Annotated in this window: 20 protein-coding genes; 13 read left to right on the top strand and 7 right to left on the bottom strand. The window is 71.0% G+C overall.

Annotated elements, in window-relative coordinates; all coding sequences use genetic code 11:
* Positions 1 to 7 precede the first annotated feature (7 nt).
* Both H0E82_RS17000 and H0E82_RS07645 read left to right on the top strand, forming a co-directional pair.
* Complete coding sequence (locus H0E82_RS17000; RefSeq protein ID WP_180544871.1) at positions 8 to 1,711, top strand: sensor domain-containing diguanylate cyclase; 1,704 nt, start codon at positions 8 to 10, stop codon at positions 1,709 to 1,711.
* Between the two features lie 97 nt (positions 1,712 to 1,808).
* Positions 1,809 to 3,125, top strand: a complete 1,317-nt coding sequence (locus H0E82_RS07645; protein WP_180544872.1) for a metal-dependent hydrolase family protein — start codon at positions 1,809 to 1,811, stop codon at positions 3,123 to 3,125.
* A gap of 6 nt (positions 3,126 to 3,131) precedes the next feature.
* Here the strand turns inward: H0E82_RS07645 and H0E82_RS07650 are convergent, their stop codons facing one another.
* The 3 genes from H0E82_RS07650 to H0E82_RS07660 are packed head-to-tail and all read right to left on the bottom strand — an operon-like array spanning position 3,132 to position 4,577.
* The gene (locus H0E82_RS07650) at positions 3,132 to 3,704 is read right to left on the bottom strand and encodes a DUF998 domain-containing protein (RefSeq protein ID WP_180544873.1); all 573 of its coding nucleotides are present in this window, start codon (positions 3,702 to 3,704) and stop codon (positions 3,132 to 3,134) included.
* On the bottom strand, positions 3,701 to 3,916 hold the full coding sequence (locus H0E82_RS07655; RefSeq protein WP_180544874.1) for a helix-turn-helix transcriptional regulator: 216 nt from the start codon (positions 3,914 to 3,916) through the stop codon (positions 3,701 to 3,703). Before H0E82_RS07655 ends, H0E82_RS07650 begins: the two co-directional genes overlap by 4 nt.
* Positions 3,917 to 3,938: 22 nt before the next feature.
* A complete protein-coding gene (locus tag H0E82_RS07660; RefSeq protein WP_180544875.1) occupies positions 3,939 to 4,577 on the bottom strand; it encodes a hypothetical protein in 639 nt (212 codons plus the stop codon).
* Positions 4,578 to 4,727: 150 nt separating this feature from the next.
* On the opposite strand from H0E82_RS07660, the gene trxA reads away from it, so the two are divergent.
* The 7 genes from trxA (at position 4,728) to H0E82_RS07695 (ending at position 12,877) form a co-directional block, all read left to right on the top strand.
* Entirely contained in the window at positions 4,728 to 5,615 is an 888-nt protein-coding gene (trxA, locus tag H0E82_RS07665) for a thioredoxin (protein ID WP_180544876.1), read from the top strand.
* A 98-nt stretch (positions 5,616 to 5,713) separates the two neighbouring features.
* A complete protein-coding gene (locus H0E82_RS07670; RefSeq protein WP_180544877.1) occupies positions 5,714 to 6,196 on the top strand; it encodes a DUF4442 domain-containing protein in 483 nt (160 codons plus the stop codon).
* Between the two features lie 419 nt (positions 6,197 to 6,615).
* Positions 6,616 to 8,319 (top strand): NAD(P)/FAD-dependent oxidoreductase, encoded by a 1,704-nt coding sequence (locus H0E82_RS07675; RefSeq protein WP_180544878.1) that lies wholly within the window; start codon positions 6,616 to 6,618, stop codon positions 8,317 to 8,319.
* Positions 8,320 to 8,442: 123 nt separating this feature from the next.
* The gene (locus H0E82_RS07680; protein ID WP_180544879.1) at positions 8,443 to 10,506 is read left to right on the top strand and encodes a bifunctional serine/threonine-protein kinase/formylglycine-generating enzyme family protein; all 2,064 of its coding nucleotides are present in this window, start codon (positions 8,443 to 8,445) and stop codon (positions 10,504 to 10,506) included.
* Between the two features lie 72 nt (positions 10,507 to 10,578).
* On the top strand, positions 10,579 to 11,265 hold the full coding sequence (locus tag H0E82_RS07685) for a DUF502 domain-containing protein (RefSeq protein WP_180544880.1): 687 nt from the start codon (positions 10,579 to 10,581) through the stop codon (positions 11,263 to 11,265).
* A gap of 319 nt (positions 11,266 to 11,584) precedes the next feature.
* Positions 11,585 to 11,980, top strand: a complete 396-nt coding sequence (locus H0E82_RS07690) for a hypothetical protein (RefSeq protein ID WP_180544881.1) — start codon at positions 11,585 to 11,587, stop codon at positions 11,978 to 11,980.
* Between the two features lie 21 nt (positions 11,981 to 12,001).
* Positions 12,002 to 12,877, top strand: coding sequence for a bile acid:sodium symporter family protein (locus tag H0E82_RS07695; RefSeq protein WP_180544882.1), 876 nt, complete (start codon positions 12,002 to 12,004; stop codon positions 12,875 to 12,877).
* A gap of 432 nt (positions 12,878 to 13,309) precedes the next feature.
* On the opposite strand, the gene H0E82_RS07700 is transcribed toward H0E82_RS07695, so the two are convergent.
* The 3 genes from H0E82_RS07700 to H0E82_RS07710 form a co-directional block, all read right to left on the bottom strand.
* A complete protein-coding gene (locus H0E82_RS07700; RefSeq protein ID WP_180544883.1) occupies positions 13,310 to 14,779 on the bottom strand; it encodes a M16 family metallopeptidase in 1,470 nt (489 codons plus the stop codon).
* A 10-nt stretch (positions 14,780 to 14,789) separates the two neighbouring features.
* Positions 14,790 to 16,211, bottom strand: a complete 1,422-nt coding sequence (locus tag H0E82_RS07705) for a M16 family metallopeptidase (protein WP_235974230.1) — start codon at positions 16,209 to 16,211, stop codon at positions 14,790 to 14,792.
* A gap of 91 nt (positions 16,212 to 16,302) precedes the next feature.
* Positions 16,303 to 17,589: a dicarboxylate/amino acid:cation symporter gene (locus tag H0E82_RS07710; protein ID WP_180544884.1), complete on the bottom strand. Its 1,287-nt coding sequence runs from the start codon at positions 17,587 to 17,589 to the stop codon at positions 16,303 to 16,305.
* Between the two features lie 204 nt (positions 17,590 to 17,793).
* On the opposite strand from H0E82_RS07710, the gene H0E82_RS07715 reads away from it, so the two are divergent.
* The 4 genes from H0E82_RS07715 (at position 17,794) to H0E82_RS07730 (ending at position 23,478) form a co-directional block, all read left to right on the top strand.
* Positions 17,794 to 19,515, top strand: a complete 1,722-nt coding sequence (locus tag H0E82_RS07715; RefSeq protein WP_180544885.1) for an alkaline phosphatase — start codon at positions 17,794 to 17,796, stop codon at positions 19,513 to 19,515.
* A 277-nt stretch (positions 19,516 to 19,792) separates the two neighbouring features.
* Positions 19,793 to 20,578, top strand: coding sequence for a 3-hydroxybutyrate dehydrogenase (locus H0E82_RS07720; RefSeq protein WP_180544886.1), 786 nt, complete (start codon positions 19,793 to 19,795; stop codon positions 20,576 to 20,578).
* Positions 20,575 to 21,702 carry a patatin-like phospholipase family protein gene (locus H0E82_RS07725; RefSeq protein WP_180544887.1) on the top strand — a complete coding sequence of 376 codons (1,128 nt, stop codon included), beginning with the start codon at positions 20,575 to 20,577 and terminating at the stop codon, positions 21,700 to 21,702. The genes H0E82_RS07720 and H0E82_RS07725 overlap by 4 nt, the downstream gene beginning before the upstream one ends.
* 129 nt (positions 21,703 to 21,831) lie before the next feature.
* The gene (locus H0E82_RS07730; protein WP_180544888.1) at positions 21,832 to 23,478 is read left to right on the top strand and encodes a sensor domain-containing diguanylate cyclase; all 1,647 of its coding nucleotides are present in this window, start codon (positions 21,832 to 21,834) and stop codon (positions 23,476 to 23,478) included.
* Between the two features lie 18 nt (positions 23,479 to 23,496).
* Here H0E82_RS07730 and H0E82_RS07735 read toward each other — a convergent pair whose 3' ends face one another.
* On the bottom strand, positions 23,497 to 23,955 hold the full coding sequence (locus H0E82_RS07735) for a HemJ family protein (protein ID WP_180544889.1): 459 nt from the start codon (positions 23,953 to 23,955) through the stop codon (positions 23,497 to 23,499).
* Positions 23,956 to 24,045 lie beyond the last annotated feature (90 nt).

Genomic DNA, 24,045 nt, shown 5'->3' on the forward strand with positions numbered 1-24,045 from the left:
GCGTCCCGTGCCCGGTTCCCGCTCGCGCCTGTCGCATTACCGCATTCCGCTGTTCGCCGTCGCCGTCGTGGCCCTGGTCGGCGTCGGTGTCGCCAGCGTGCTGGGCGTGGCCGGACTGCGCAAAAGCAATGCGTGGACCGAGCACACCTACCAGGTGATCCACGCCATCGAGGTCACCGATCGCGCGGTGCGGGCGACCGAAGCCAATGCCCGCGCCTACCGGCTCACCGGGCATCCCGAGTTCCGCAGCCAGTTTCTGGCCGCCCTGCCAGGTGTCGACGCCGCGGCCGCCCGCCTGGTCGCCCTGGTCGAAGACGATCCCGCCCAGGCGGCGCCGGCCCATGCGCTGCGCGACGCGGCCAATGCCCACGCCGCCGACCTGCGCAGGCTCTACGACCTGCAGGAGGTGGAGGGCGCGGAGGCCGCCCGCCAGGCGACGGACGCTGCGGCCACGCTGCGCCAGTGGCGCGCGATCGAAACCGCGGCGACGCAGCTGCGGCGCGGCGAGACCCGCATGCTCCAGGACCGCAAGGCGCACGCGCAGCGTCAGGGCCTGCGCCTGACCGCGATCGTGGTGTCGGGCACGGTGCTGTCGGCATTGCTGATGGGCCTGCTGATGTGGAATGTCGTGCGCGAGAACAGCCGCGTGCGCGCACTGGAGCGCAAGACGCGCCAGGCCTCGCAGGAAATGGCCAACACGATGCGCCGGATCGACCGCCTGTCCCGGCAGCGTCACGCCCTGAGCCGGTATTCGGGCATGTTGCAGAGCTGCGAGACGCGTGACGAGATCCTGCGCCTGACCGGGGAGACCATCCATGCGCTGGTGCCGGGCGTCGGCGGCGAGTGCTACCTGTTCCGCGCCTCGCAGGATTTCTACGAGATCGCCGCGACCTTCGGCGATGCCCCGGCCGCGAGTGCGGACAGCGTGCTGCCGAACCAGTGCTGGGCGCTGAGGCGCGGCCAGCCGCACCTGGTCCCGGGCGGCCAGGGCCCGCGCTGCGACCATCTCGACGTGGCCAGCGCGCGCGGCGACATGGACAGCCTGTGCATGCCGCTCGCCGCGCAGGGCACCGCCCTCGGCCTGCTGCACGTGGCACTGCCGGCCGACGGCGACCACGAGATCGAGATCGAGCTGCTCGGCCAGGTCGCCGAACAGCTCGGGCTGGCCGTCGCCAACCTGCAACTGCGCGAGACGCTGCGCACGCAGTCGCTGCGCGACCCGCTGACCGGCCTGTTCAACCGGCGCTATCTGGAAGTGAGCCTGAGCCGGGAACTGCACCGCTGCGAACGCCGCCAGCTGCCGTTGTCGGTGCTGATGCTGGATGTCGACCATTTCAAGCGCTTCAACGACACCCATGGTCACGCGGCCGGTGACGCGCTGCTGGCCCAGGTCGGCCGGCTGATCCAGTCCACCGTGCGCGCCGAGGACTTCGCCTGCCGCTACGGCGGCGAGGAGTTCACGGTGGTGATGCCGGAACTCGACGCTGCCGGCGCCTGCACCCGGGCCGAGCAGATCCGCCGCGCGATCGGCATGGCCACCGTGCAGCATGCCGGGCAGACCCTCGGCCCGGTCACCGTATCGATCGGTATCGCCACGTTCCCCGGCGACGGCACGACGCCGGAGCTGCTGATGCAGGTCGCCGACACCATGCTCTACCGGGCCAAGGCCGCGGGTCGCGACCGCGTGCTGCACGCATCGCACCAGGGCTGACGCCGGGCGCCGGGCAGCCCGCGCGCCCGCACACGTGCATCCGCCGCAGGGCGTGGCGGCGTGCTTCAATGCGGCGACCGTCCGCCGGAGTGTCCGTATGCGCCGTGTCTCCCTGACCGCCCTCGCCCTGTTCGCCGCCGCCTGCGCGGCCACGCCCGCGCATGCGCAGGGCCGTATCGCGCTGCAGTGCGAACGCCTGTTCGACGCGCGCTCCGGACGGGTGCTCGGTGCGCACACGGTGCTGGTGGCCGACGGCCGGATCGAACGCGTGGACGCCGGCCATGCGCCGCCTGCCGAAGGCTACGCACCCGTCGCGCTCGACGGCCGGACCTGCATGCCCGGTTGGACCGATCTGCACGTGCACCTGGGCTCGGAGTCCAGCCCGGCCAGCTATTCCGAAGGCTTCCGCCTGGACCCGGTCGATTACGCGTTCCGCGCCGTGGGCTACGCCGACAAGACCCTCCGCGCCGGGTTCACCACCGTGCGTGACCTCGGCGGCGAGGTCACGCCGCATCTGCGCGACGCGATCAACCAGGGTCTGGTGCCCGGGCCGCGGATCTTCGCTGCCGGCAAGTCGATCGCCACCACCGGCGGCCACGCCGATCCGAGCAACGGCTACAACTCGATGCTCTCGCATCTCATGGGCCCACCCGGCCCGACCGAGGGTGTGATCAATTCCGCCGACGATGCGCGCCAGGCCGTGCGCCAGCGCTACAAGGAAGGCAGCGACGTGATCAAGATCACCGCCACCGGTGGCGTGCTGAGTTACGCGCGCTCGGGCGATGCGCCGCAGTTCACCGTCGACGAAGTGCAGGCCATCGTCGACACCGCGCGCGACTACGGCTACACCGTCGCCGCGCACGCGCACGGTACCGAAGGCATGAAGCGTGCGGTGCTCGCCGGGGTGACCAGCATCGAACACGGCACGCACATGGACGACGAGGTCATGCGGCTGATGCGCCAGCGCGGCACCTGGTACGTGCCGACGATCTACGCAGGCCGCTTCGTCGCCGACAAGGCGAAGGAGCCCGGCTATTTCCCCGAGGTCGTGCGCCCCAAGGCGGCGACGATCGGCGCGATGATCCAGGACACCGCCGCACGCGCCTATCGCGCCGGCGTGCCGATCGCGTTCGGCACCGACCAGGGCGTCGGCCCGCACGGCGACAATGCCCGCGAGTTCCTCTACATGGTGGAGGCCGGCATCCCGGCAGCGTATGCGCTGCAGTCGGCCACCCTGCATGCGGCGACCGTGCTCGGAGTCGATGATCAGGGTGTCATCGAGCCGGGCAAGCGTGCCGACATCATCGCGATGCCGGGCGACCCGGTCGCCGACATCAACGCGGTGATGGGCGTGGATTTCGTAATGAAGGAAGGTCGCGTGTATCGCGGACCGGGCGTGGCGCCCCGCGACTGAGCTGCGTCAGCGCTGGCGCGGCAACCGCCATGCCAGCGCCAGGGTCCACAGCCACCAGCAGGCCAGCACGACGCGTTCGCCGATGCCGCCGCCGAATACGCCGGGCGACAGCAGCCCCAGCGTGACGACCGCGCACAGGCCCAGGCTCGGTACGCGCACCGACGGCAGCGCCAGGCCGGCCAGCAGCGCGCCGGCTGCGAAGGCCAGGTTCCATACCATCCACGCCAGCGCGTGCCAGCGACTGGCGCCCGCATCGAGTTCCTGCACATCCAGTGGCAGCAGGCCCTGGGCCGCGAACGCCAGTGCGGCGAGCAGCAGCAGATTCAGGGCGATTCCCGCGATGCGCCCGGGACCCGCGCCCAGGCCGGCCCGCAGCCGCAGCGCGACCCCGGCGACGACGAGCCCCGGCCCGATCCATGCCAGCAGATTGAACAGCCACGCCAGCGGCAGTCCGCCTGCGCCCGGCAAGGCCAGCGGCGCGCGCGCCGGCACGCCGGTCATCGCCGCGAACACCACCAGGGCCAGCAGCGTGCAGCCGTGGGCGCCGAGTACCCGCCTCAACCGGCGCGCGCGCGTCATGCCGCCCACCGGAACACGTCCTCGACGCCGACGCCGAACGTGCGCGCGATGCGGAACGCCAGCTCCAGCGACGGCGCGTAGCGCCCCGCCTCCAGCGCGATGATCGTCTGCCGCGTGACCCGGCAGGCATCGGCCAGCGCCTGCTGGGTCATCTCGCCGTGCTCGAAACGCAGGCGCCGGATCTCGTTGGCGATGGGGGTACCGCCGCTCACAGGCCGGTCCCGTTGTCGCGTGTCACGCCGCGTCCCGACGATCGTGCCAGTACAGGACCGCCGTCGCTGCGTACTCCACCAGCCAGCCGCACATCAACAACAGGATCAACAGATTGGCGATCATGAAGTGCGTGGCCCAGTCCAGCCGCTCCACAGGCGACAGACCCAGCGTCACCGCCAGCGCGACCATGGCGGACACAAGCGCGGCGCGGCCCCATCCAGCAGCGCGGGCCTCGATGTCGCGGTCGCGCTCGTCGGACTGCACGTGTCCGTTCCAGCGAGCGACCAGCACCCGCGACAGCACGGTCCAGGCGATGAGCAGCACGACCAGATTGCGCACGACCACCCGCGACTGCGGGGCATGCGGAATCGACTCGCTCCCGAACACATGCAGCTTGCTGACGAAGTACAGCGTGGCCACGCACATGAAGACCGTGCCGATCCAGGCCTGCCACTCACCCGGCGCGATCCCCTGCTCGAGCTCGCCGCGCGGCATTGTCGAAGCCGTGTAGAGCGCAAGCCATGCGGTGCCGAGCAGCCACACCGAGCCCAGCATGCCGATATCGATGCCAACTCGCGTGGTGCGCCCCGCCACCAGCATCCAGAGCGCAACGCCGGCCAGAATCAACAGTCCCATCCAGCTCCATCGGCGCCAAGCCATGATGTCAACTCCAGCAGACCAGAAGTAAAAAATAACTTACATTGCCGCTGCAGGATGTCAACTATTTTTGACATGCTTGTATCCTGCGCAACCGCCGCCATCCTTCGGTGATCGCGCTCCGGCGCTCCCGACCGCCATCCGGAATCCCGCATGCTTCTCAACGGCAACGCCTCCTCCCCCGCTCCCCCCGCGTCCGCCCACGTGTTCGACGCGACCACGGCCACGTTCGAAACCGAGGTCCTGCAGAAATCGCTGGACACCCCGGTCCTGATCGACTTCTGGGCCGAGTGGTGCGGCCCGTGCAAATCGCTGGGCCCGGTGCTCGAGAAGCTCGCGGCCGAGTACAACGGCGCGTTCGTGCTCGCCAAGGTCGATGTCGACAAGGAGCAGCAGATCGCCGCCGCGTTCCAGATCCGCTCGGTGCCGACGGTGTTCCTGCTGGTCGGCGGGCAGCCGGTCGACGGCTTCCCGGGCGCGCTGCCCGAGGGCGAAGTCCGCGCGTTCCTCGATCGTCACGGCATCGTGCCGGGCGACGGCGCGAGCGTCGACGACAAGCCGGCCCCGCTCGATCCGGCCGCCGAAGTCGCGCGTCTGCGCGAGGCGGTCGGCGCCGAACCCGACAAGGCGGAGCTGAAGCTCGATCTCGCCCTCGCCCTGCTTCAGACCGGTGCCGCGAAGGAGGCCGAGGGCCTGCTCGACGGCCTGCCCGCGAACCTCGCCACCGACGAGCGCGCGGTCAAGGCCCGCGCGCGCCTCGACTTCGCCGCGCTGCTGGCCGATGCGCCGTCCGCCGAGGCTCTGCAGGCGCGTCTCGACACCGACCCGGACGATCTGCGCGCCCGGCACCTGCTCGGCGTGCACCGCCTCGTCGCCGGCGATACCGAAGCCGGTCTCGACCAGTTCATCGAGCTGCTGCGCCGCGATCGCGACTTCGAGGACGGCCTGCCGCGCAAGACGCTGATCGATGCGTTCCGCATCGTCGACGACGCCGAGCTCGTCGGTCGTTACCGCCGCCGGATGGCGTCACTGCTGTTCTGAGTCCCGTCGCGGGGCGCGTCCGCACCGGCTGCGGTACGGAAGCCGCCCGTACCGCGGCGTACGGTAACATCCGCAGCCCGCTGCCCACCCGGTCCACCATGACGCCGCGTCGCCTCCGCCTGCTGATGAACCTGTGGCCGCCGTTCCTGTTCGCGGGCATCCGTGTGACCGCGATGGGCGACGGCTTCCGTCACGCCCGGGTGGAACTGCGCCAGCGCTGGTACAACCGCAACTACGTCGGCACCCACTTCGGCGGCAACCTGTTCGCGATGACCGATCCGTTCTGGATGATCATGACGCTGCGCGCGATCGGCGACGAACACGTGGTCTGGGACAAGGCGGCGGAGATCGAATTCATCCGCCCCGGGCGCGGCACCGTCCATGCCGAGTTCCATCTCGATGACGCCACCCTCCAGACGATCCGGGAGGCGACCGAACACGGTGCCAAACATCTGCACTGGTTCACCACCGACGTGCTCGACGCGGCGGGGGAACCTGTCGCGCGTGTGCGCAAGCAGATCTACGTGCGCCGCAAGCGGCGCAGCGGTCAGTCCGGGTCTGGGCCCGATTCGAGCAGATAGGCCGGCAGCGGCAACGACCGGGTCGCGCCTCGGCTGGCGTCGTGCTGGGCGATCTCCGGCGAACGCCCGTCCGCGGTGACCGTGACGTCGCGTGCGGGACTCCGCAGCACCGTGAGGCGGCGTGTCAGACCAGAAGGCAGGGTCCACACCACCTGTCGCATCAGCCAATGCTTGCATGTCCGCATCGGCGACGTCGTACCGCGGCACCCGGATCGCGTCGAACGCATCGAGCCCTTCGCACGCGCTCGGCGCGTCCAGCAGCTCCTGGGCAGCGCGCCGCTCCGGCGTCGGTCCATGCAGCCGCGCGACAGGTATCCTGTCCGCCGCGCCAGACCCCGCGCCGAACGCATCGACGCGTCCGATCGCATGCGAGCGGTGCGCAGGGCCACAGACCCGCGCCTTCACCGCCCCGAATCCCGATGCTCCGACTCACCGACCTCAAACTGCCCCTCGACCACGACGATTCCGCACTGCCTGCGTCGATCGTCGCGCGCCTGGGCATCCATGCCGACGAGCTCACCGGCTTCACCGTCGCCAAGCGCAGCTACGACGCGCGCCGGCGCGGGGCAATCGTGCTGATCTATTCGGTCGACGTGGAGACCCCGCGCGAGGCGGACATCCTGCAGCGGCTGGACCTCGACCCCGAAGCCGCGTCCGCGGGCGAACAGGGCGACGGCGCCGTGGCCGGTGGCAGCGGCAAGGTCGGCCCGTCGCCGGACACCGCGTACCGCTTCGTCGCGCGCGCGCGCGACGCCCTGCCCCTTCGCCCACTGGTGATCGGCACCGGGCCCTGCGGCCTGTTCGCGGCGCTCGTGCTGGCCCAGATGGGCTTCCGCCCGATCGTGCTCGAACGCGGCAAGGCCGTGCGCGAGCGCACCGTGGACACCTTCGGGCTGTGGCGGAAGAAGGTGCTCAACCCCGAGTCGAATGTGCAGTTCGGCGAAGGCGGCGCCGGCACGTTCTCCGACGGCAAGCTCTACAGCCAGATCTCCGACAAGCGTCATCACGGCCGCAAGGTGCTGACCGAGTTCGTCGCTGCAGGCGCACCCGACGAAATCCTTTATGTCAGCAAGCCGCACATCGGGACGTTCCGGCTGGTGTCGATGGTCGAGCACATGCGCGCGACGATCGAGTCGCTGGGCGGCGAGATCCGCTTCTCCAGCCGCGTCGAAGACCTGCAGGTGGAGACCGATGCCGACGGCGTGCGCCATGTCCGCGGCGTGACCCTCGCGAACGGGGAGGAGATCCGCAGCGACCATGTGGTGATGGCGCTCGGCCACAGCGCGCGCGACACCTTCGCGATGCTGCACACGCGCGGCGTGTTCCTCGAAGCAAAGCCCTTTTCGATCGGCTTCCGCATCGAGCATCCGCAATCGCTGGTCGATGCCGCGCGCTTCGGCCCGCAGGCCGGCCATCCGCTGCTCGGCGCCGCCGACTACAAGCTGGTCCACCACGCGCGCAACGGCCGCTCGGTCTACAGCTTCTGCATGTGCCCGGGCGGCACCGTGGTGGCCGCCGCCAGCGAGCCGGGGCGCGTCGTGACCAACGGCATGAGCCAGTACTCGCGCAACGAGCGCAACGCGAACGCGGCGATCGTCGTCGGCATCACGCCCGAAGACTTCCTGCCCTACGCACCCGAAGGCGGGCCGCTGGCCGGTATCGCGCTGCAGCGGCACTGGGAGTCGAACGCTTTCGTCCTCGGCGGCGGTGGATACGAGGCGCCGGGGCAACTGGTGGGCGACCTGCTGGCAGGACGGGCATCGGGCGCCTTCGGCAGCGTGGTGCCCTCGTATACGCCGGGCGTGCGCCTGGGCGATCTGTCCAATGCATTGCCGGAGTACGCGATCGCCGCGATCCGCGAAGCCCTGCCGGCGTTCGACCGCAAACTGCGTGGTTTCGCGATGCACGATGCGCTGCTGACCGGCGTCGAAACCCGCACATCCTCGCCACTGCGCATCACCCGCCACGACGACGGCCAGAGCTTGAACACACGCGGGCTCTTCCCCGCCGGTGAGGGCGCGGGGTATGCCGGCGGCATCCTGTCGGCCGGCGTGGACGGCATCAAGGCCGCCGAATCGGTGGCGATGGCGCTCATCGCGGCCGGTCACGCGCGCGCGGCCTGAGGGCCGCGCCGCGCGGACGGATCCGCCGCGGGGCGCCTCGCGCCCCGGACAGATGGCAACCGGCAACGCATCACACCGTTTTCCAGCGCGCCCTCGGTATGCTGTGCGACGCAAGGGGGACGCATGCCGCACACACCAACCGGGCCTGATTCAACGGTCTTTCCGGAGATCGCCGGTTACCGTCTGACGCGCATTGTCGGCCACGGCGGCATGGCCACGGTCTATCTCGGCACGCAGCTGTCGCTGGGGCGCGACGTGGCGATCAAGGTCATGCTGCCCGAGGCACTGGCCGACGAGGTGAGCCGCCGTCGTTTCGAGAACGAAGCGCGTACGATCGCCCGGCTCGAGCATCCCAACATCGTCGGCATCCACGAGGTCGGCCGCACCGACGCGGGTTTGCCCTGGTATGCGATGCCCTATCTGCCGCATGGCCATCTGGGCAAGCGCGACCTCACCGGGGATCACGCCCGCGTGCGCGAAGTGCTGCGCGCGCTGCTGTCGGCGCTGGCCTACGCGCACGCGCGCGGCGTGATCCACCGCGACGTCAAGGCCGAGAACGTGCTGTTCGACGAGGCCGACCGACCGCTGCTGGCGGATTTCGGCATCGCGCTGCGCCGCGGCTACGGCACGCGGGTGACGATGGTCGGCCTCGCCGTGGGCAGCACCGCCTACATGGCGCCGGAACAGGCGCGCGGCCAGCAGGTGGATTTCCGCGCCGACCTCTACAGCGTCGGCGTGCTGGCCTGGGAGATGCTCACCGGCGAGCTGCCGTACAAGGGCGAGGACGCGCTGTCGATGGCGTTGGCCCATACCCAGAACCCGATCCCGCGCTTGCCCCCTGCACTGCGGCACTGGCAGCGGTTCATCGATCGGGCCCTGGCCAAGTCGATGACCCGCCGTTTCAGCGATGCCGGCGAAATGCTGCAGGCGCTCGAACAGGTGCCGTTGCGCGACGGCCGGCGCGCGCCGGTGATCACCCAGACGATCCAGCGCATCGGCCACGGCACGCGGCGCCTGCCGCCCTTGGTGTGGGTGCCCCTGATCCTGGTGCTCGCCGCCGGGGTCGGAGTGGCGATGAACCTCTCGGGCGGCGATGCCGCCGCGCCGTCTGCCGCGCAGGACGCGGTGCCCGCTGTCGACGGGCCCGCGCGGACGTCCGCGCCTGCGGCCGGGGTGGGTCAGCCGGCTGCCGGATCGGACGCGGATCCTCTGGATGGAATCGGCGGGCCACAGGCGGCACCGGTGTCGGCCGCGGACCGGCATCTGGCCGACGCCGAGCGCCTGCTGCGCGCCGGCCGGCTGGCAGCGCCTCCGGGCGACAACGCGCTCGAAGCGCTGGGCGAGGCCTGGCGCGCCGATCCGGAACATCTGCGCCTGCCGGCATTGCTGGACCGCGCGATCGACGCGGTGGCGACCGGTGCATCTCCCGCCGTGGTCCGGGGCGACGACCGCACCGCGCTGGCCCAGTTGCAGGCCGTGTCCCGGCTGGCTGCGGACACCGGACGAGCCGACGGCGACGCGATGCGCCGTCTGCGCACGCGCCTTGCCGAAGCGGTGGAAACCCGGATCACCGACGCGGCCGGCAAGGTCGATCGGAAGGACGCGCTGGCGGCATTGACAGCCGTCGACGCGGCAGGCCTCGATGCCCCCACCGCGGCGCGCCTGCGCCGGCAGGCCCAGGCGATTCCCGATCTCGCCGCGCTGGCAGCGCGCATCCCCGGTGGCGCGCGCGTGGTCCGCGAGGGCGGCACCGTCTTCGCCGTCGCCAATGCCCCGGTGAGCCGCGCGCAGTACGCGGAATTCGTCGCGGCCACCGGCCACAAGTCCGCATCGTGCCGCGCGCGGGGCTCGATGCTGCGTGCGGTGGCGCCGCGCGACTGGGACAGCCCGGGGTTCGACCAGGCACCCGGCGATCCGGTGGTGTGTGTGTCCTGGCACGATGCGGTGGACTACGCGCGCTGGCGCAGCGAACGCGAGGGCCGCAGCATCGTGATGGCCTCGACCGCACAGGGCGCGGCTGCCCCGGTGCGCAGCGAGGGACCTGCCGAATGGCGCAGCGACTGCGCCGCCGCGTGCAAGGAACGCGTCGCCGCAGGCCGCAGCCGGCGCGACGCGCTCGACAGCCGGGCCCTGGACCCGGCGCGCGGTTACGACGATGTCGGCTTCCGGGTGGTGCATCTGCCCTGACCGCCGCGCCGCGCTTCTACGCCGCGCGCTGCGGGCGCAGAATGGACGGTCCCCCGCGCAACCCGGATCGCAATGAGTACCCCTTCGCTGGGCGGGCGCCTGCAGCGCCTGTTCCTCACCGGCCTGCTGACCCTGCTGCCGATCTGGCTGACCTGGATCGTGGTCAAGTTCGTCTTCGTTCTGCTGTCGGAGATCAGCACGCCGTGGGTGGCGCCGCTGTCGCAGCAGATCGCGGCGTGGTTTCCCAATTCGCTGGGCTGGATCAACGCGGTGTCGGTGCAGGCCACCATCGCCCTCGGAGCCACCGTGGCACTGATCCTCGGCGTCGGCTGGCTCGCGCGGCGCGTGGTGGGCCAGCGCATCCTCGGCTGGCTGGACGCCCTCGTCCGGCGCATTCCGCTGGCGAACGTCATCTATTCCAGCGCGCGCAAGCTGCTCGACATCCTGCAGACCAAGCCGGACGGCACCCAGCGCGTGGTGCTGATCGAGTTCCCGCACCGCGGGATGAAGTCGGTCGGTTTCGTCACGCGTGTGATCCGCGAGCAGGGCACCGGTCGCGAGCTGGCCGCGGTCTATGTGCCGACCACGCCGAATCCGACGTCGGGCTATCTCGAGATCGTGCCCCTGGAAGCGGTGACGCCGACGGACTGGACGGTCGACCAGGCGATGAGCTTCATCATCTCCGGTGGCGCGGTCGCGCCCGACTTCATTCCCTTCGATCGGCCGGGCCGTCCGGCGGGTGCCGACCCGGCAGGGTGACCGGTCGACGCCGCGTCCGCCGTGGACCCGGATTCCAGCGAATGCGGACGACAGTCCGCAGCCGGCGCCCGCCCGGAGCCGGTCACGTCCACGTCGTCGACCCATCCCAGCCCGGCGGTAAGCGCAGGGCCCATTCCACACGCGTCACCCGGATGCCCGAGCAGCGCAGTGCGCGACGCATCCGGCTGCAGCGGCCTTTAGTCGCGCGGCGAGCAGGCCTCGTCGCAGATCGCCGCCCCGGTGTTCCGCACATCTGCGGCTTGCGGCCATGTCGGGCGCGGGCGATGCTGCGGGCGGACAAGCAGGGGGGGGAGACACCATGGTCCGGTCCATCTTCGCGGTGGTGGTCGGCATGCTGGTCGCGACGACGGTCATGCTGGGGCTCGAATTCGTCGCGGCCTGGCTGGTGCCGCTGCCCGCGGGTGAGCTCGGCGACGAAGCCGACCTGGCCGCCCGGGTCGCGGCCGCCCCGCTGGGCAAGCTGGCCTGGGTGCTGGCGGGCTGGCTGGTCGCGGCGTTCGCGGGGGGCTGGGTCGCGGCGCGGCTGTCGCGCGTGCACCGCCGGCCGGCGGCCCTCGCGGTCGGCGCATTGATCGTATTGGGCGTCGCGATCAACGTCTGGCTGCTGCCGCATCCGTTGTGGATGATCCTGGCCGGCCTCGCCGCCCCCCTGCCCCTGGCCTGGCTGGGCGGCAGGCTCGCGACCCGCCCCTGACCCCGCCCGACAGGACCGATCATGCAGGCGTCCCTGCTCACCACACTGCTGCTGCCGCTCGCGCTCGGCGTGATCATGTTCGGTCTCGGCCTCGGCCTCGGGATCGCCGACTTCCGCCGGATCGCGCGCTACCCGCGCGCCGTGGTCACCGGCCTGGTGCTGCAGATCGGGGTGCTGCCGTGGGCTGCGCTCGGACTCGCGCTGCTGTTCCGCCTTCCGCCGGAACTCGCGGTCGGCCTGATGCTGCTCGCCGCCTCGCCCGGCGGCGCGACCGCCAACATCTACAGCCATCTCGCCCGCGGCGATGTGGCGCTCAACATCACGCTGACCGCGGTCAACAGCCTGCTCTGCCTGGTGACCCTGCCGCTGATCCTCAATCTGGCGCTCGAATTCTTCCTCGGCGCCGGCCAGTACGTGCCGCCGCCGGTGCGCAAGATCGTCGAGGTCGCGGTGATCATCGTGCTGCCGGTGAGCCTCGGCATGGCGACGCGGGCATGGGCCCCGGCCTTCGCTGCGCGCATGGAAAAGCCGATCCGGCTGCTGTCGGTCGCCGTGCTGGTGCTGCTGATCGTGGCCGCGGTGGCGCAGGCCTGGAGCACCCTGCTCGGCTTCCTCGCTGCGGTGGGCCTGGCCTGCCTGCTGTTCAACCTGCTGAGCATGGGCGTCGGTTACACGGCCCCGCGCGCCTTGCGTCTGCCACGCCGCCAGGCCATCGCGATCGCGATGGAGATCGGGATCCACAACGGCACGCTGGCGATCTACATCGCGCTGAACGTCCTGCAGAACCCGTTGATGTCGGTCCCGGCTGCGGTGTACAGCCTGCTGATGTTCTTCACCGCGGCGCTGTTCGCCCTGTGGCTCAACCGGCGGGGCGCGGACGCGGTGGCGCAGGACTGAGGCCACCGGCCTCCACCGCACACGGACGACCGGCGGCCGCTGCACCCCGCAACCTCCATGCGCGTCCGGCTGGTCACTGTCCGTCGGCGCGACAGCTGCGGCCTGCAGGTCATGCGCGCCGCCCTGCGATCGGCTGCTTGGCCGCTGCATCCCGGCGCAGGCGGCTGGGATCCGCGCCGCGGGCGATGCCCGAGGGCGGCCTTGCGGCGCCGCGCGGCGTCGAGGGCTCGTTCGCTCCGCCGCGCGGCGTCGGTGGAACGCGCATGGGGTACGAAGCATCGCGCGCGGTCGAGTGCGCATCCGGGCGCCGTGCGGCGTGTCGACAGTCCAGGGCGCGTGCCGCAACGGCTCTGCCCGACCCGCCCGTCCGACCCATGCAGTCATCAAAAAAAGGCCCCGCGATGCGGGGCCTTTTCCGTCTCCCGGACAGGCTCAGTCGCTGGTGGAGAACGTCCCGTAGGGCGCGAGCTGGTCGACGACCGCTGCATCGCCCACCACGACGATGCTCTGCCGCTTCGGATCCAGGAACTCCCGCGCGACCGCCTGCACTTCGGCGGCAGTCACGCGGTTGGTCTTCTCGACATAGCGGCTGAGGTAGTCCGCAGGGCGCCCCAGCACCCAGTTGGAGGCCAGGGCGGACGCCACCGCGCCCTGGAGCTGGTTCTGGAAGAGGTACGTACCGGCGGTATAGCGCTTGGCGCGTTGCAGCTCATCGGCGTCCACGGTGACCCGGCGCATCTGTTCGAACTCCTTGAGGAACTCGCCGATCGCCGCACCGGTGACCTCGTTGCGGACATCGGCCTGGGCCTGGAAGGCCCCGCCCCTGGCGCGCAGGCCGAAGCTGCTCCCGGCGCCGTAGGTGTAGCCCTTCTCCTCGCGCAGATTGCGCATCAGCCGGCTGTCGAACCCGCCGCCGAGGATCGTGTTGGCCAGCGCTGCCGGAATCGCACGCGCGTCACCGGCGTCGAATGCTGGCCGGCCGATGCGCACCGCCGACTGCACGCTGCCGGCCCGGGGCACGAGCACGAAGCTCGGCCGGGGCGGGTACTGCGGCGGGGGGACGGCGGCCACCGGTGTCCCCGTGCCTCGCCAGTCGCCGAAGGCGGTCCGCGCCAGGGCCAGCGCCTGCGCGCCGTCCAGAGGGCCGGCGATGACCAGCAGGGCCTGGTCGGGCCGGAACCGCGCGGCGTGGGCGGTGCGCAGACCCTCGGCGGCCGTGGCTTCGATCGCGGCCTCGGTGGGCAGCGTGTTGCCGTAGGGATGGGCGCCGAACAGCACCCGGCCCATGGCCCGGTTGGCCTGGTAGCCCGGCTGCGCCTGCATCGCCTTCAGACTCTGCAGGGCGTTGGTCCGGGCCAGCTGGACTTCGTTCTCGGGAAAGGCCGGGTTCCGTACGACGTCGGCGAACAGGGCCGCCAGCGGCTCGGCCGAAGACGCCAGACCGGACGCCGTGACGAACAGGCCGTCACTGCTGGCGCTGGCGCCCATCGAGGCGCCGAGGCGCTGCAGCTCCTCGGCGATCTGCACCGAGCTGCGCCCTGCGGTGCCCTCCTGCATCAGGGTGGCCAGCAGGTTGGACATGCCCGGCATGCCCTCCGGATCGCTGGCCAGGCCACCGCGCACGGCGAGCACGTAGTTCACCTTGGGCAGGCCGCCCTGGCGTGGCAGCACCCAGACGGTCAGGCCGTTGTCGAGCCGGTGCTCGACCAGGCCCAGCTCGGGCAGCGGCCGGTCGGCGTCGTAGTCCGGCAGGCCGGCGGGCAGTTCGACCGGCGGCGCGGTCGCGGGAGCGCCCGCAGGCGCCTGGGCGTGTGCGGCGGCGGCGACCAGGCATGCACCGAGGGCAAGGGCCAGCGGACGCAGCGCGAAGCCGGCGCCGGCAAAGGGGGTTCGGATGGACATGGCGATCTCCTCAGTCCTGCGTCGGGGCGGCGGGCGCGGCGGCGGCCGGCGGGGCGATGCCGCGCGCCTGGGCCATCGCGGCCGGCACGCGATCGATGACGGTGCGGTTGCCTGCGGTCAGGTAGGTGCGTGCCACGCGCTGCACGTCGGCCACGGTCACCGCCTGCACCCAGCCGGGCACCCTGTTGAGGGTGTCGGCATCGCGCCACAGCAACTGCGCCTTGGCGAGTTCGTCGGCGCGCGAGATGAAGGGCTCCAGCGCGTTGACATAGTCGGCGAGCAGCTTGGTCTTGGCCGCAGCCAGTGTTTCGGCCGGGACGCCTTCGGCGACGATGCGCGCGATCTCCTCGTCGATTGCGGCCAGCACCGCGTCGGGCGCCACGTTCGGCTTGTACAGCGCGAACAGCGTCATCAGCGTGGGGCCGTCGTAGTCCCAGGCGTGGCCGAGCGGCCAGCCCATGCCGCCGTCGAGGTTGAGCAGCTGCTCGCGGCCCTTGACCAGGCCCTGGTAAAGGCGCGATGCATCACCGCCGGCCAGCAGCTGCGACAGCACGGCCATCGGCGCGTGGTCGGCGCTGCCGCGCTCGGGCATCTTCCAGCCCACTGCGAGCGCGGGCACCTGCGCCAGGGCGTCGTCCTGCGCTTCTCGCCGCGGCTCGGTGTTCAGCGGTTCGGACACGTCCGGGCGCGGCGGTGTCGGCCGGGCCGGGATGTCGCCGAAGTATTCCTCCACGAGGGCGAAGGCCTCGGCCGCCGAGATGTCGCCTGCGATGCCGATGACTGCGTTGTTGGGCCCGTAGTAGTCGCGGTGGAAGGCCTCGACGTCCTCGAGGGTCGCCCCCTCGAGGTCCTTGAAGCTGCCGTAGCCGTCGTGCGCATTCGCCCACTTCTGGAACGCGAGACGGCTCATGTCGAACACGAAGAACAGGCCGTAGGGCTGGTTCTGCACATTGACGCGGATCTCCTCCTTGACCACATCCTGCTGGTTCTTCAGGTTTTCCGGCGAGAAATCCAGCGTCTTCATGCGATCCGCCTCCAGCCACAGGATGGGCTTGAGCGCGGAGACCGGCGCCGTCTCGATGTAGTTGGTGTAGTCCGGCCGCGTGGAGCCGTTGAGCTGGCCGCCGCCGCCCTGGATCACCCGGTCGAACGTGCCTTTCGGCGCGGTCGGCGTGCCCTGGAACATCAGGTGTTCGAACAGGTGGGCGAAGCCGGTGCGGTTCTCGGGTTCGAGCCGCATGCCCACGTGGTAGACCACGCTGACGCCGACGGTGGGCGAGCTGCGGTCTTCGGAGACGACGACGGTCAGTCCGTTGTCGAGGGTGCGGGTCTCGATCGGAAGCCGCCAGGCGTCCGCCTGTTGCGCGACGGCGGGCGCCGCCAGCATCGCGAGCAGCACGCACGTGCCACCCAGTCCTGCGAGTCGTTTCATCGTGGTTCCCTGGTCCGCCCCGCCCCCGGGGCTCGATCCCGACTATATCGCCCCGGGTCGGGTTGGCGACCACGCGGTCACGCAGACGCGCTCAGTTCCGCGTCCCGGCCTCGACGTCGGCCAGGCCGATCTCGCGGTTGGCCGCCTCGTAGATCCCGCGGTCGAGCAGCCCGGTCTCGCGCGCAACAAGCACCGGGACCAGCATCTGGCCCGTGACGTTGGTCATCGTGCGCATCATGTCGAGCACGCGGTCGATCGCCAGCAGCAGGCCCAGGCCTTCGAGCGGCAGACCGGCTGCCGACAGCACCACGGTCGCCATGACCACCGCGGTACCGGGCACGCCGGCGGTGCCGAAACTGCCGAGCACAGAGGCGAGCAGGATCGCCGCGTACTGGGCGAAGCTCAGTTCGATGCCGAAATACTGCGCGATGAAGACCGCCGCGAGCGTCGGATAGATCGCGCCGCAGCCGTCCATCTTGATCGTCGCGCCCAGCGGCACGGCGAAGGCGGCGTAGTCGCGGTTGACGCCGAGGTTGTGGGTGACGCTGCGCAGCGCCACCGGCATCGAGGCCAGGCTCGACGAGCTGACGAAGGCGACCTGCATGCCCGGGGCCGCGCCGCGCAGGAACTTCAGCGGATTGAGCCCGTGCGCCAGCAGCAGGCCGCCGTAGACGAGCACGATGTGCAGCGCGCAGGCGACGTACAGCGCGACGACGAAACTGCCCAGGGGCAGCAGCCGCTCGAAGCCGTAGGTGCCCACCAGCGCGGCGATCAGGCCGAAGGTGCCGATCGGCGTGAGCTCGAGCACGAAGCGCGTGACCTGGATCATCGCGTCGCTGGCCTGTCCGACCAGCGTGCGCAATGCCGCCACGCGTTCGCCGAGCCTCACCAGCGCGAAGCCGACCAGCCCGGCGAAGAAGATCACCTGCAGGATGCGCCCTTCCGACAGCGCCGCGAACGGGTTGGTCGGGATCACGCCCAGCAGCACCTCGACCGGCGTCGGCACCTCGCGCGGCGTGTAGTCGGCCGCGACGGTCAGCGAGCCGGCTTCGACGCTCAGGCCCGGATTGAAGGTGTAGGCGACGGCGAACCCGACCCCGACGGCCAGCACCGCAGTGGCGGCGAACCAGCCGAAGGTGCGGCCGCCGAGCGCCGCGATCGACTGCTGCCCGTGCAGCGCGGCGACGGCGTTCATCACCGCGAAGAACACCAGCGGCACCGCGATCATGCGGATCAGGTTGACGTACAGCGTGCCCAGCGGCTGCAGCCATGGACCGGCCGCCGGTCCCAGCAGCCAGCCCACCAGCGCACCGAGCACGAACGCGCCGAGCACGCGCTGCCAGAACGGGATCCTGAACCACCAGGCCAGAGCTTTCATGCACGGCTGCCGAGACGACGAACACGCGACCATACGTGAGCGCATCGGTGCTGGCGATGCCCGCATCGGCACGCCAGCATCCCAGATATGCAACAGCGTGCCGCAGCCTCGCGCAGCGCAGCCGGCGTCCACGGCCCGCGACGCCGGCAAGCCGTCACCCGGGCCCGTCATACTTGTCGGGCTTTCGACCGGAACCCCGTCTCCATGCGTCTGCTTTCGATGGGCGTCAGCTGCGCCCTGACCCTGCTCTGCGCCGCCTGCGCCGCGACCGGTGCATCGCCTCACCGCCACCCCACCTGCAACGCCGTCCCGCCCGCACCCGTGGAGGTTCCCCGCGCGCATGGCCGCGCCGACGAGACAGCGGAGTGGTGGTACGCCAGCGGCGCCGCACGCGCGGCCGCCAACGGCGCCACCGCGGGCCGGGCGCGCAATGTGATCCTCTTCGTCGGTGACGGGATGAGCCTGACCACGGTGGCGGCCGCGCGCATCCTGGACGGCCAGCGCCGGGGCGGCAGCGGCGAGGAACACGCGCTGAGCTGGGAGCACTTCCCGCATACGGCGCTCAGCAAGACCTACAACACGGACTCGCAGACGCCCGACTCCGCCGGCACGATGACCGCGATGGCCACGGGGGTGAAGTCGCACATGGGCGCGATCGGAGTGTCGTCAGGCAACCGCTTCGACTGCGCCGACAGCCTCGGGCGGCATCTGCAGTCGTGGCTGCGCCTCGCCGACGAGGCCGGCCTGGCCACGGGCGTGGTGACCACCACGCGCCTGACCCACGCCACGCCCGCCGCGACCTATGCGCACGTCCCCGACCGCAACTGGGAAAGCGACGCCAGTCTTCCGCCGACGGCGCGGGCCGCGGGCTGTCGCGACATCGCCCAGCAACTGCTGGACTTCCCCGCCGGCGGCGGCCCACGCGTGCTGCTGGGGGGTGGCCGCCGCGAGTTCCTGCCGGCCGGCGCCGGCGATCCCGCGCACCACGGGACGAGCGGCCGTCGGCGCGATGGCCGCCATCTGCCGAACGAGTGGCTCACGGCGAACCCCGGCGGTGCCTTCGTGCAGACTACGGCGCAGCTGCGCGCCGCGCGCGACGCCGATGCCGTGCTCGGCCTGTTCGGCGACGACCACATGCAGTACGAGCACGACCGCGACCGCAGCGACGCGGGCGAGCCCGAACTCGCCGAGATGACCCGCTTCGCGATCGAGCGCCTGGCGCGCGAGCGCGACGGCTACGTGCTGCTGGTCGAGGGCGGCCGTATCGACCATGCCCACCACGAGGGCAACGCCTTCCGTGCGCTCGACGAAACCGTCGCGCTGTCGCGTGCGGTGCAGGTGGCCGCCGAGCTGACGTCCGCGGACGACACCCTGATCCTGGTCACCGCCGACCATTCGCACACGCTGAATTTCGTCGGCTACCCGACCCGCGGCAATCCCATCCTCGGCAAGGTGCGCGGGCGCATGAGCGAGGACGACGACCCCGACGCCTACGCGCTGGATGCGACCGGGCTGCCCTACACCACCCTGGTCTACGCCAACGGGCCCGGACATGCCGGTGCCAGCGACCGTCAGCCGGCCGGTCCCAAGACCCATCTGTACCAGCCGGCCCGCATGTCGCCTGCCCACGGCCGGCCCGACCTCGGCGGCGTGGACACCGCGCATCCGGATTTCATGCAGGAGGCGCTGGTGCCGATGAAGAGCGAGACCCATGGCGGCGACGACGTCGGCATCTGGGCGCGGGGCCCGGGCAGCGAGGCCGTGCGCGGCACCGTGGAACAGAACGTCGTCTACCACCTGATCGTGCAGGCCACCCCGGCGCTGCGAACGCATCTGTGCGCGCGCGGGCACTGCAACGCCGACGGCGTGCCGGTGACCCTGCCGACGACGGCACCGGTGAACGCAGGGGTGCCGCGCGCGGAGTGAGTCGCGGACTCGTCGCACGACGCCCACCCGCCGGCAGCACCGGCGCCGCGTGAGGGCCCCGGCGCCCGCTGCGCGCGGGAGCCCGCCGACCGACGTCGGCACGCCTCGGAACCGGTCCGCTGCGCCGGTCAGCGTCGCGGGGATGGACAGCCCGCTGCGCCCGCGTGTCGCGGCACTGCATCATCGGTGCCATCGAGCGCGTCGCACCAAGGTACGACGCGGCCCGACACATCGACCCGTTAGGCTGGGCGCTCCCCAAGTGCACTGGAGCGGCAGCATGAATCGTCTCGACGGCAAGGTCTGCGTTGTCACCGGCGCGGCCAGCGGCATCGGCAAGCGCATCGCCGAGGTCTACGCCGCGGCCGGCGGCAAGGTGGTCATCGCCGATCTCAAGCTCGACGCGGCCGAGGCGACCGCGACCGAAATCCGCGACGCCGGCGGGGACGCACTGGCCGTGGCGATGGACGTCACCGATGAAGCCCAGGTCGTCGACGGCATCGCGAAGGCGGTCGCGCACTACGGCCGCATCGACGTGCTGGTGTCGAATGCCGGCATCCAGATCGTCAACAAGCTCACCGACTTCAGCTACGCGGACTGGAAGAAGATGCTGGCGATCCATCTCGACGGCGCGTTCCTGACCACGCGCGAGTGCCTGCGCGACATGGAGACACGCGGGACCGGCGGCGCGATCATCTACATGGGTTCGGTGCACTCGCATACCGCGTCGAAGCTCAAGGCGCCCTACGTCACCGCCAAGCACGGGCTGCTCGGCCTCGCCCGTACCGTGGCCAAGGAAGCCGCGGCCTACGGCGTGCGAGCCAACGTGATCTGCCCGGGTTTCGTGCGCACGCCGCTGGTGGACAAGCAGATCCCCGAGCAGGCGAAGGAGCTGGGCATCAGCGAGGACGAGGTGATCCGCAACGTGATGCTCAAGGACACCGTGGACGGTGAGTTCACGACCGTCGACGACGTCGCGGCCGTCGCGCTCACGCTGGCGGCGTTCGAGACCAACGCACTGACCGGTCAGAGCATCGTCGTGAGCCACGGCTGGTTCATGCAATGAGCACGCCGGCGCCGGCCCGCGACGACGCGATCTGCGAGCGCGTCGCGCGCTATCCCACCGTGGCGCTGGTGCTGCAGGGCGGCGGCGCGCTCGGCGCCTACCAGTGCGGTGTCTACGAAGGCCTGCACACCGCCGGAATCGCGCCGAACTGGTTCGCAGGTATTTCGATCGGTGCGATCAACGCGGCCCTGCTGGCCGGCAACGCGCCGGCCGACCGCATCGCGGCGCTGCACGCGTTCTGGGACGAGATCACCGAGCCGGCCGGGCCGTTCGCACTGCCGGCGCTGGCCGTGCGTACCGCGATCGCGTCGCTGCCGGAGGATCCCGCACTGCTCGGCTGGGCACGCGGCATGAGCGCCATGGGCGCCCTGTTGCAGGGTCAGCGCGGCTTCTTCGAGTCACGGGCGCTGTCGCCCATGCTGTTCTCGGACGGCAGCGACGCCGCGACGAGTTTCTACGACACCTCGCCGCTGCGGGCGACCCTGCTGCGCATGGTGGATTTCGACCGCATCAACCGCGACCACAGCGTGCGGCTGACGGTGGGCGCGACCAGCGTGACCCGCGGCAATTTCCGCTATTTCGACAGCCTCCGCGAACCGATCCGGGTCGAACACATTCTCGCCTCCGGCGCCCTGCCGCCTGCGTTCCCGGCCGTGGAGATCGACGGCGAGCCGTACTGGGACGGCGGCATCGTCTCCAACACGCCGCTCGAGTACATCCTCGACTGCCGGCCGCACGAGGACACCCTCGTGCTGCAGGTCGACCTGTGGAGCGCGCATGGGCCGCGGCCGCGCACCCTGCTCGACGTGCTTGAGCGGATGAAGGATATCCGCTTCTCCAGCCGCACCCGGCACGGCACGCAGATGGTGGAACTGGCGCAGACGTTGCGCAGCGCGCTCAAGGAGCTGATCACGCATGCGCCCGGCGGCCGCCTGCCGACGCATCTGGAAACCGTGCTGGCGCCCTACCTCGATGACCGGGTGTTCAACATCATCCATCTGATCTATCGCACCAAGGTGCACGAGCAGCAGAACAAGGATTACGCCTTCGGGCAGATTCCGCTGCGCGAACACTGGGAGACCGGGCTGCGCGACATGCACCGCACCCTGCGCCACCCCGCGTAGTTCGACCTGCCCGACCGCGATGTCGGCGTGGCCACCCACGATGTGCACCGCCCGCCGCGGGCCGGCTGACGCATCCGGGCACGCATCTTGCATCGGGCGAAGCGGGCGGTGAGCCCGGGGGGATGGCGGATGGGGCACACCAGACTGGATACGGTAGGACGGCGGCTGCTCGTGCTGGCGGCGCTGCTGCTGGCTTCAATCTGCGTCCATGCCGCGCCACCGGCCTACGTGCTGGGTGGCGCCCCGACATCCGACACCACGCCCATGCGCAGCTGCGAGCCCGACGTGCTGTCGACGCTGGAGCAGGTCGAGATTCCGGCGCCGGCAGGGGGCTGGTCGGGCACGCCGCAGGCGATCAGCGTGTTCAACGTGTTTGCCGGGGAAGTCATGGTGGGGCTGGGCGACCGCGTGGTCTGTGGGCGCATGCACGATGCGCGCACGCGCGACTCCCGTTTCCGCTCGGGCGTGGGGCTGGTGGTCGTACCGCCTGCCGGCACCCGCGATCCGGTCCGCGTGGGCTGGACGCCTCCGGTCAAACAGCACTGGATCCCGACCATCCGCATCGGGGGTCCGAGCCCGGTGCAGCAGGAGGACACCCTGCGCCTGGTCGTGCGCACCGCGTGTCTGGCGATCGCGCTGGCGCTGGCGTTCTCGGCGTTGATGGGCTTCATCGGCGCGCGCGACCGCATGTTTCTGGTGCACGCGGCGATGTGCGTGTGCCTGATGCTCTGGCAGGCGACGCTCAACGGACTCACCGGTTATCCCCGGCCCTGGCTTCCGGTGGGCGATTCCGAGCCGTGGTGGCAGGTGGCCTTCACCGCATTTGGGTTCGCCGCCCTGCTCTATGGACTGTGGAGCCAGTCGGGCATCGTCGGCCGCTGGCCGCGCCTGCGCCTGGCCGTGCGCTGGGGCGTGCGCCTCCTGGTGGGCGTCGGCCTGCTTGTCCCGCTGTTGCCGCACGCGGCGCTGCGCCCGGTGTGGTGGCTGCTCGACCTAGTGTTCCTGGTGTCGGTGATCGGCCTCACGGCGGTCGCCGTGCTGTCGATCCTGCGCGGCGACCGCCGGGCCTGCGCGGCGCTCGCCGCGGCGGCGCCGATCCTCGCGCTGTGCCTGCCCGCACGCAGTGTCGGCCAATGGGCGATGGAGTTCCGGGTGGAGCTCGTGCAGCTCGGCCTGACCTGGTTCCTGATCGTCATGGCCTACACCCTGACCAGCCACTTCGGTCAGCTGCGCGCCCAGCGCGACGGCATGCGCCAGCTCGCCGATACCGACCCGCTGACCGGACTGCCCAACCGGCGCGCGGGCCTGGCGCGACTGGAGCGCTGCTATGCCGCCGCGCGGCGTTCGGGCGCGCCGCTGTCGGTCGGCTTCATCGACGTCGACCTGTTCAAGCGCATCAACGACACGCATGGTCACGAGACCGGCGACCGGGTGCTGGTGGCGGTCGGCGAGGCCCTGCTCACCGAGGTCCGCCATCGCAACGATGTCGTGCGCATGGGCGGTGAGGAGTTCCTCGTGCTGCTGCCCGGGGTGGACGCGGCCGGCGCAAGGACCCGGCTGGAGGCGATGCGGCTGCGCATCGCCGATGCCGGCAAGGCGGTCGGCGCGGACGCGCTTCAGATCACCGCGAGCATCGGCGCCGCGACGCTCACCGCGGGCGACGACGACCCGGTGGCGCTGCTGCGCCGTGCGGACGACGCCATGTACCGGGCCAAGCATGCCGGTCGCAACCGCGTCGTCGACGACCGCACGCAGGCGGCCACGGTCACGGCCTGAGGCCGTCGGGGACGTCGCTCAGAACGGCTTGGCGAGCACCAGCCAGACCACGCCGACCAGCAGCAGGACGGGAATTTCGTTGAACCAGCGCAGGGCCCGCGTCGAGGGCAGCGCGCGGCCCGCGTCCACGCCCTTGAGCCAGCGGCCGGCGAAGACGAAGTGCACCACCAGCAGCACCACGAGGGCGAGCTTGGCGTGCAGCCAGCCGGCGCCGGCGCCCATCGGCGCCATCGTCGGGAAATCGGTGATCACGGTGTAACCCATCCACAGCACCAGGCCGAGCACCAGCGCGAGTCCGAGCATCACGTGACCGAAGCGATAGAGGCGGCATCCCATCAGCACGAGCCGTGCCTGTACGGCGGGCGTCCCGCCGGCTTCCACCAGATTGATCAGGATGCGCGGCAGATAGAACGCCGCGGCGATCCAGGCCATCACGAAGACGAGGTGGAAGGTCTTGACCCACAGATAGGCTTGCATCGTGCTGGCTCCGTTCGGGGCGCACAGCATCGCACGCGTCGACGGCATCTCCGAACATGCCACCGCGGCCGCGTCGGCGCAGGCGGCCGT

The organism is Luteimonas deserti (genome assembly GCF_013425765.1).
Classification (GTDB): Bacteria; Pseudomonadota; Gammaproteobacteria; order Xanthomonadales; family Xanthomonadaceae; genus Luteimonas; species Luteimonas deserti.

Bases quoted from the DNA above. Each gene is read 5' to 3' on its own strand.
- H0E82_RS07645 (WP_180544872.1), top strand. From the start codon at position 1,809: ATGCGCCGTGTCTCCCTGACCGCCCTCGCCCTGTTCGCCGCCGCCTGC.
- H0E82_RS07650 (WP_180544873.1), bottom strand. From the start codon at position 3,704: ATGACGCGCGCGCGCCGGTTGAGGCGGGTACTCGGCGCCCACGGCTGC.
- H0E82_RS07660 (WP_180544875.1), bottom strand. From the start codon at position 4,577: ATGGCTTGGCGCCGATGGAGCTGGATGGGACTGTTGATTCTGGCCGGC.
- trxA (WP_180544876.1), top strand. From the start codon at position 4,728: ATGCTTCTCAACGGCAACGCCTCCTCCCCCGCTCCCCCCGCGTCCGCC.
- H0E82_RS07670 (WP_180544877.1), top strand. From the start codon at position 5,714: ATGACGCCGCGTCGCCTCCGCCTGCTGATGAACCTGTGGCCGCCGTTC.
- H0E82_RS07675 (WP_180544878.1), top strand. From the start codon at position 6,616: ATGCTCCGACTCACCGACCTCAAACTGCCCCTCGACCACGACGATTCC.
- H0E82_RS07680 (WP_180544879.1), top strand. From the start codon at position 8,443: ATGCCGCACACACCAACCGGGCCTGATTCAACGGTCTTTCCGGAGATC.
- H0E82_RS07685 (WP_180544880.1), top strand. From the start codon at position 10,579: ATGAGTACCCCTTCGCTGGGCGGGCGCCTGCAGCGCCTGTTCCTCACC.
- H0E82_RS07690 (WP_180544881.1), top strand. From the start codon at position 11,585: ATGGTCCGGTCCATCTTCGCGGTGGTGGTCGGCATGCTGGTCGCGACG.
- H0E82_RS07695 (WP_180544882.1), top strand. From the start codon at position 12,002: ATGCAGGCGTCCCTGCTCACCACACTGCTGCTGCCGCTCGCGCTCGGC.
- H0E82_RS07700 (WP_180544883.1), bottom strand. From the start codon at position 14,779: ATGTCCATCCGAACCCCCTTTGCCGGCGCCGGCTTCGCGCTGCGTCCG.
- H0E82_RS07705 (WP_235974230.1), bottom strand. From the start codon at position 16,211: ATGAAACGACTCGCAGGACTGGGTGGCACGTGCGTGCTGCTCGCGATG.
- H0E82_RS07710 (WP_180544884.1), bottom strand. From the start codon at position 17,589: ATGAAAGCTCTGGCCTGGTGGTTCAGGATCCCGTTCTGGCAGCGCGTG.
- H0E82_RS07715 (WP_180544885.1), top strand. From the start codon at position 17,794: ATGCGTCTGCTTTCGATGGGCGTCAGCTGCGCCCTGACCCTGCTCTGC.
- H0E82_RS07720 (WP_180544886.1), top strand. From the start codon at position 19,793: ATGAATCGTCTCGACGGCAAGGTCTGCGTTGTCACCGGCGCGGCCAGC.
- H0E82_RS07725 (WP_180544887.1), top strand. From the start codon at position 20,575: ATGAGCACGCCGGCGCCGGCCCGCGACGACGCGATCTGCGAGCGCGTC.
- H0E82_RS07730 (WP_180544888.1), top strand. From the start codon at position 21,832: ATGGGGCACACCAGACTGGATACGGTAGGACGGCGGCTGCTCGTGCTG.
- H0E82_RS07735 (WP_180544889.1), bottom strand. From the start codon at position 23,955: ATGCAAGCCTATCTGTGGGTCAAGACCTTCCACCTCGTCTTCGTGATG.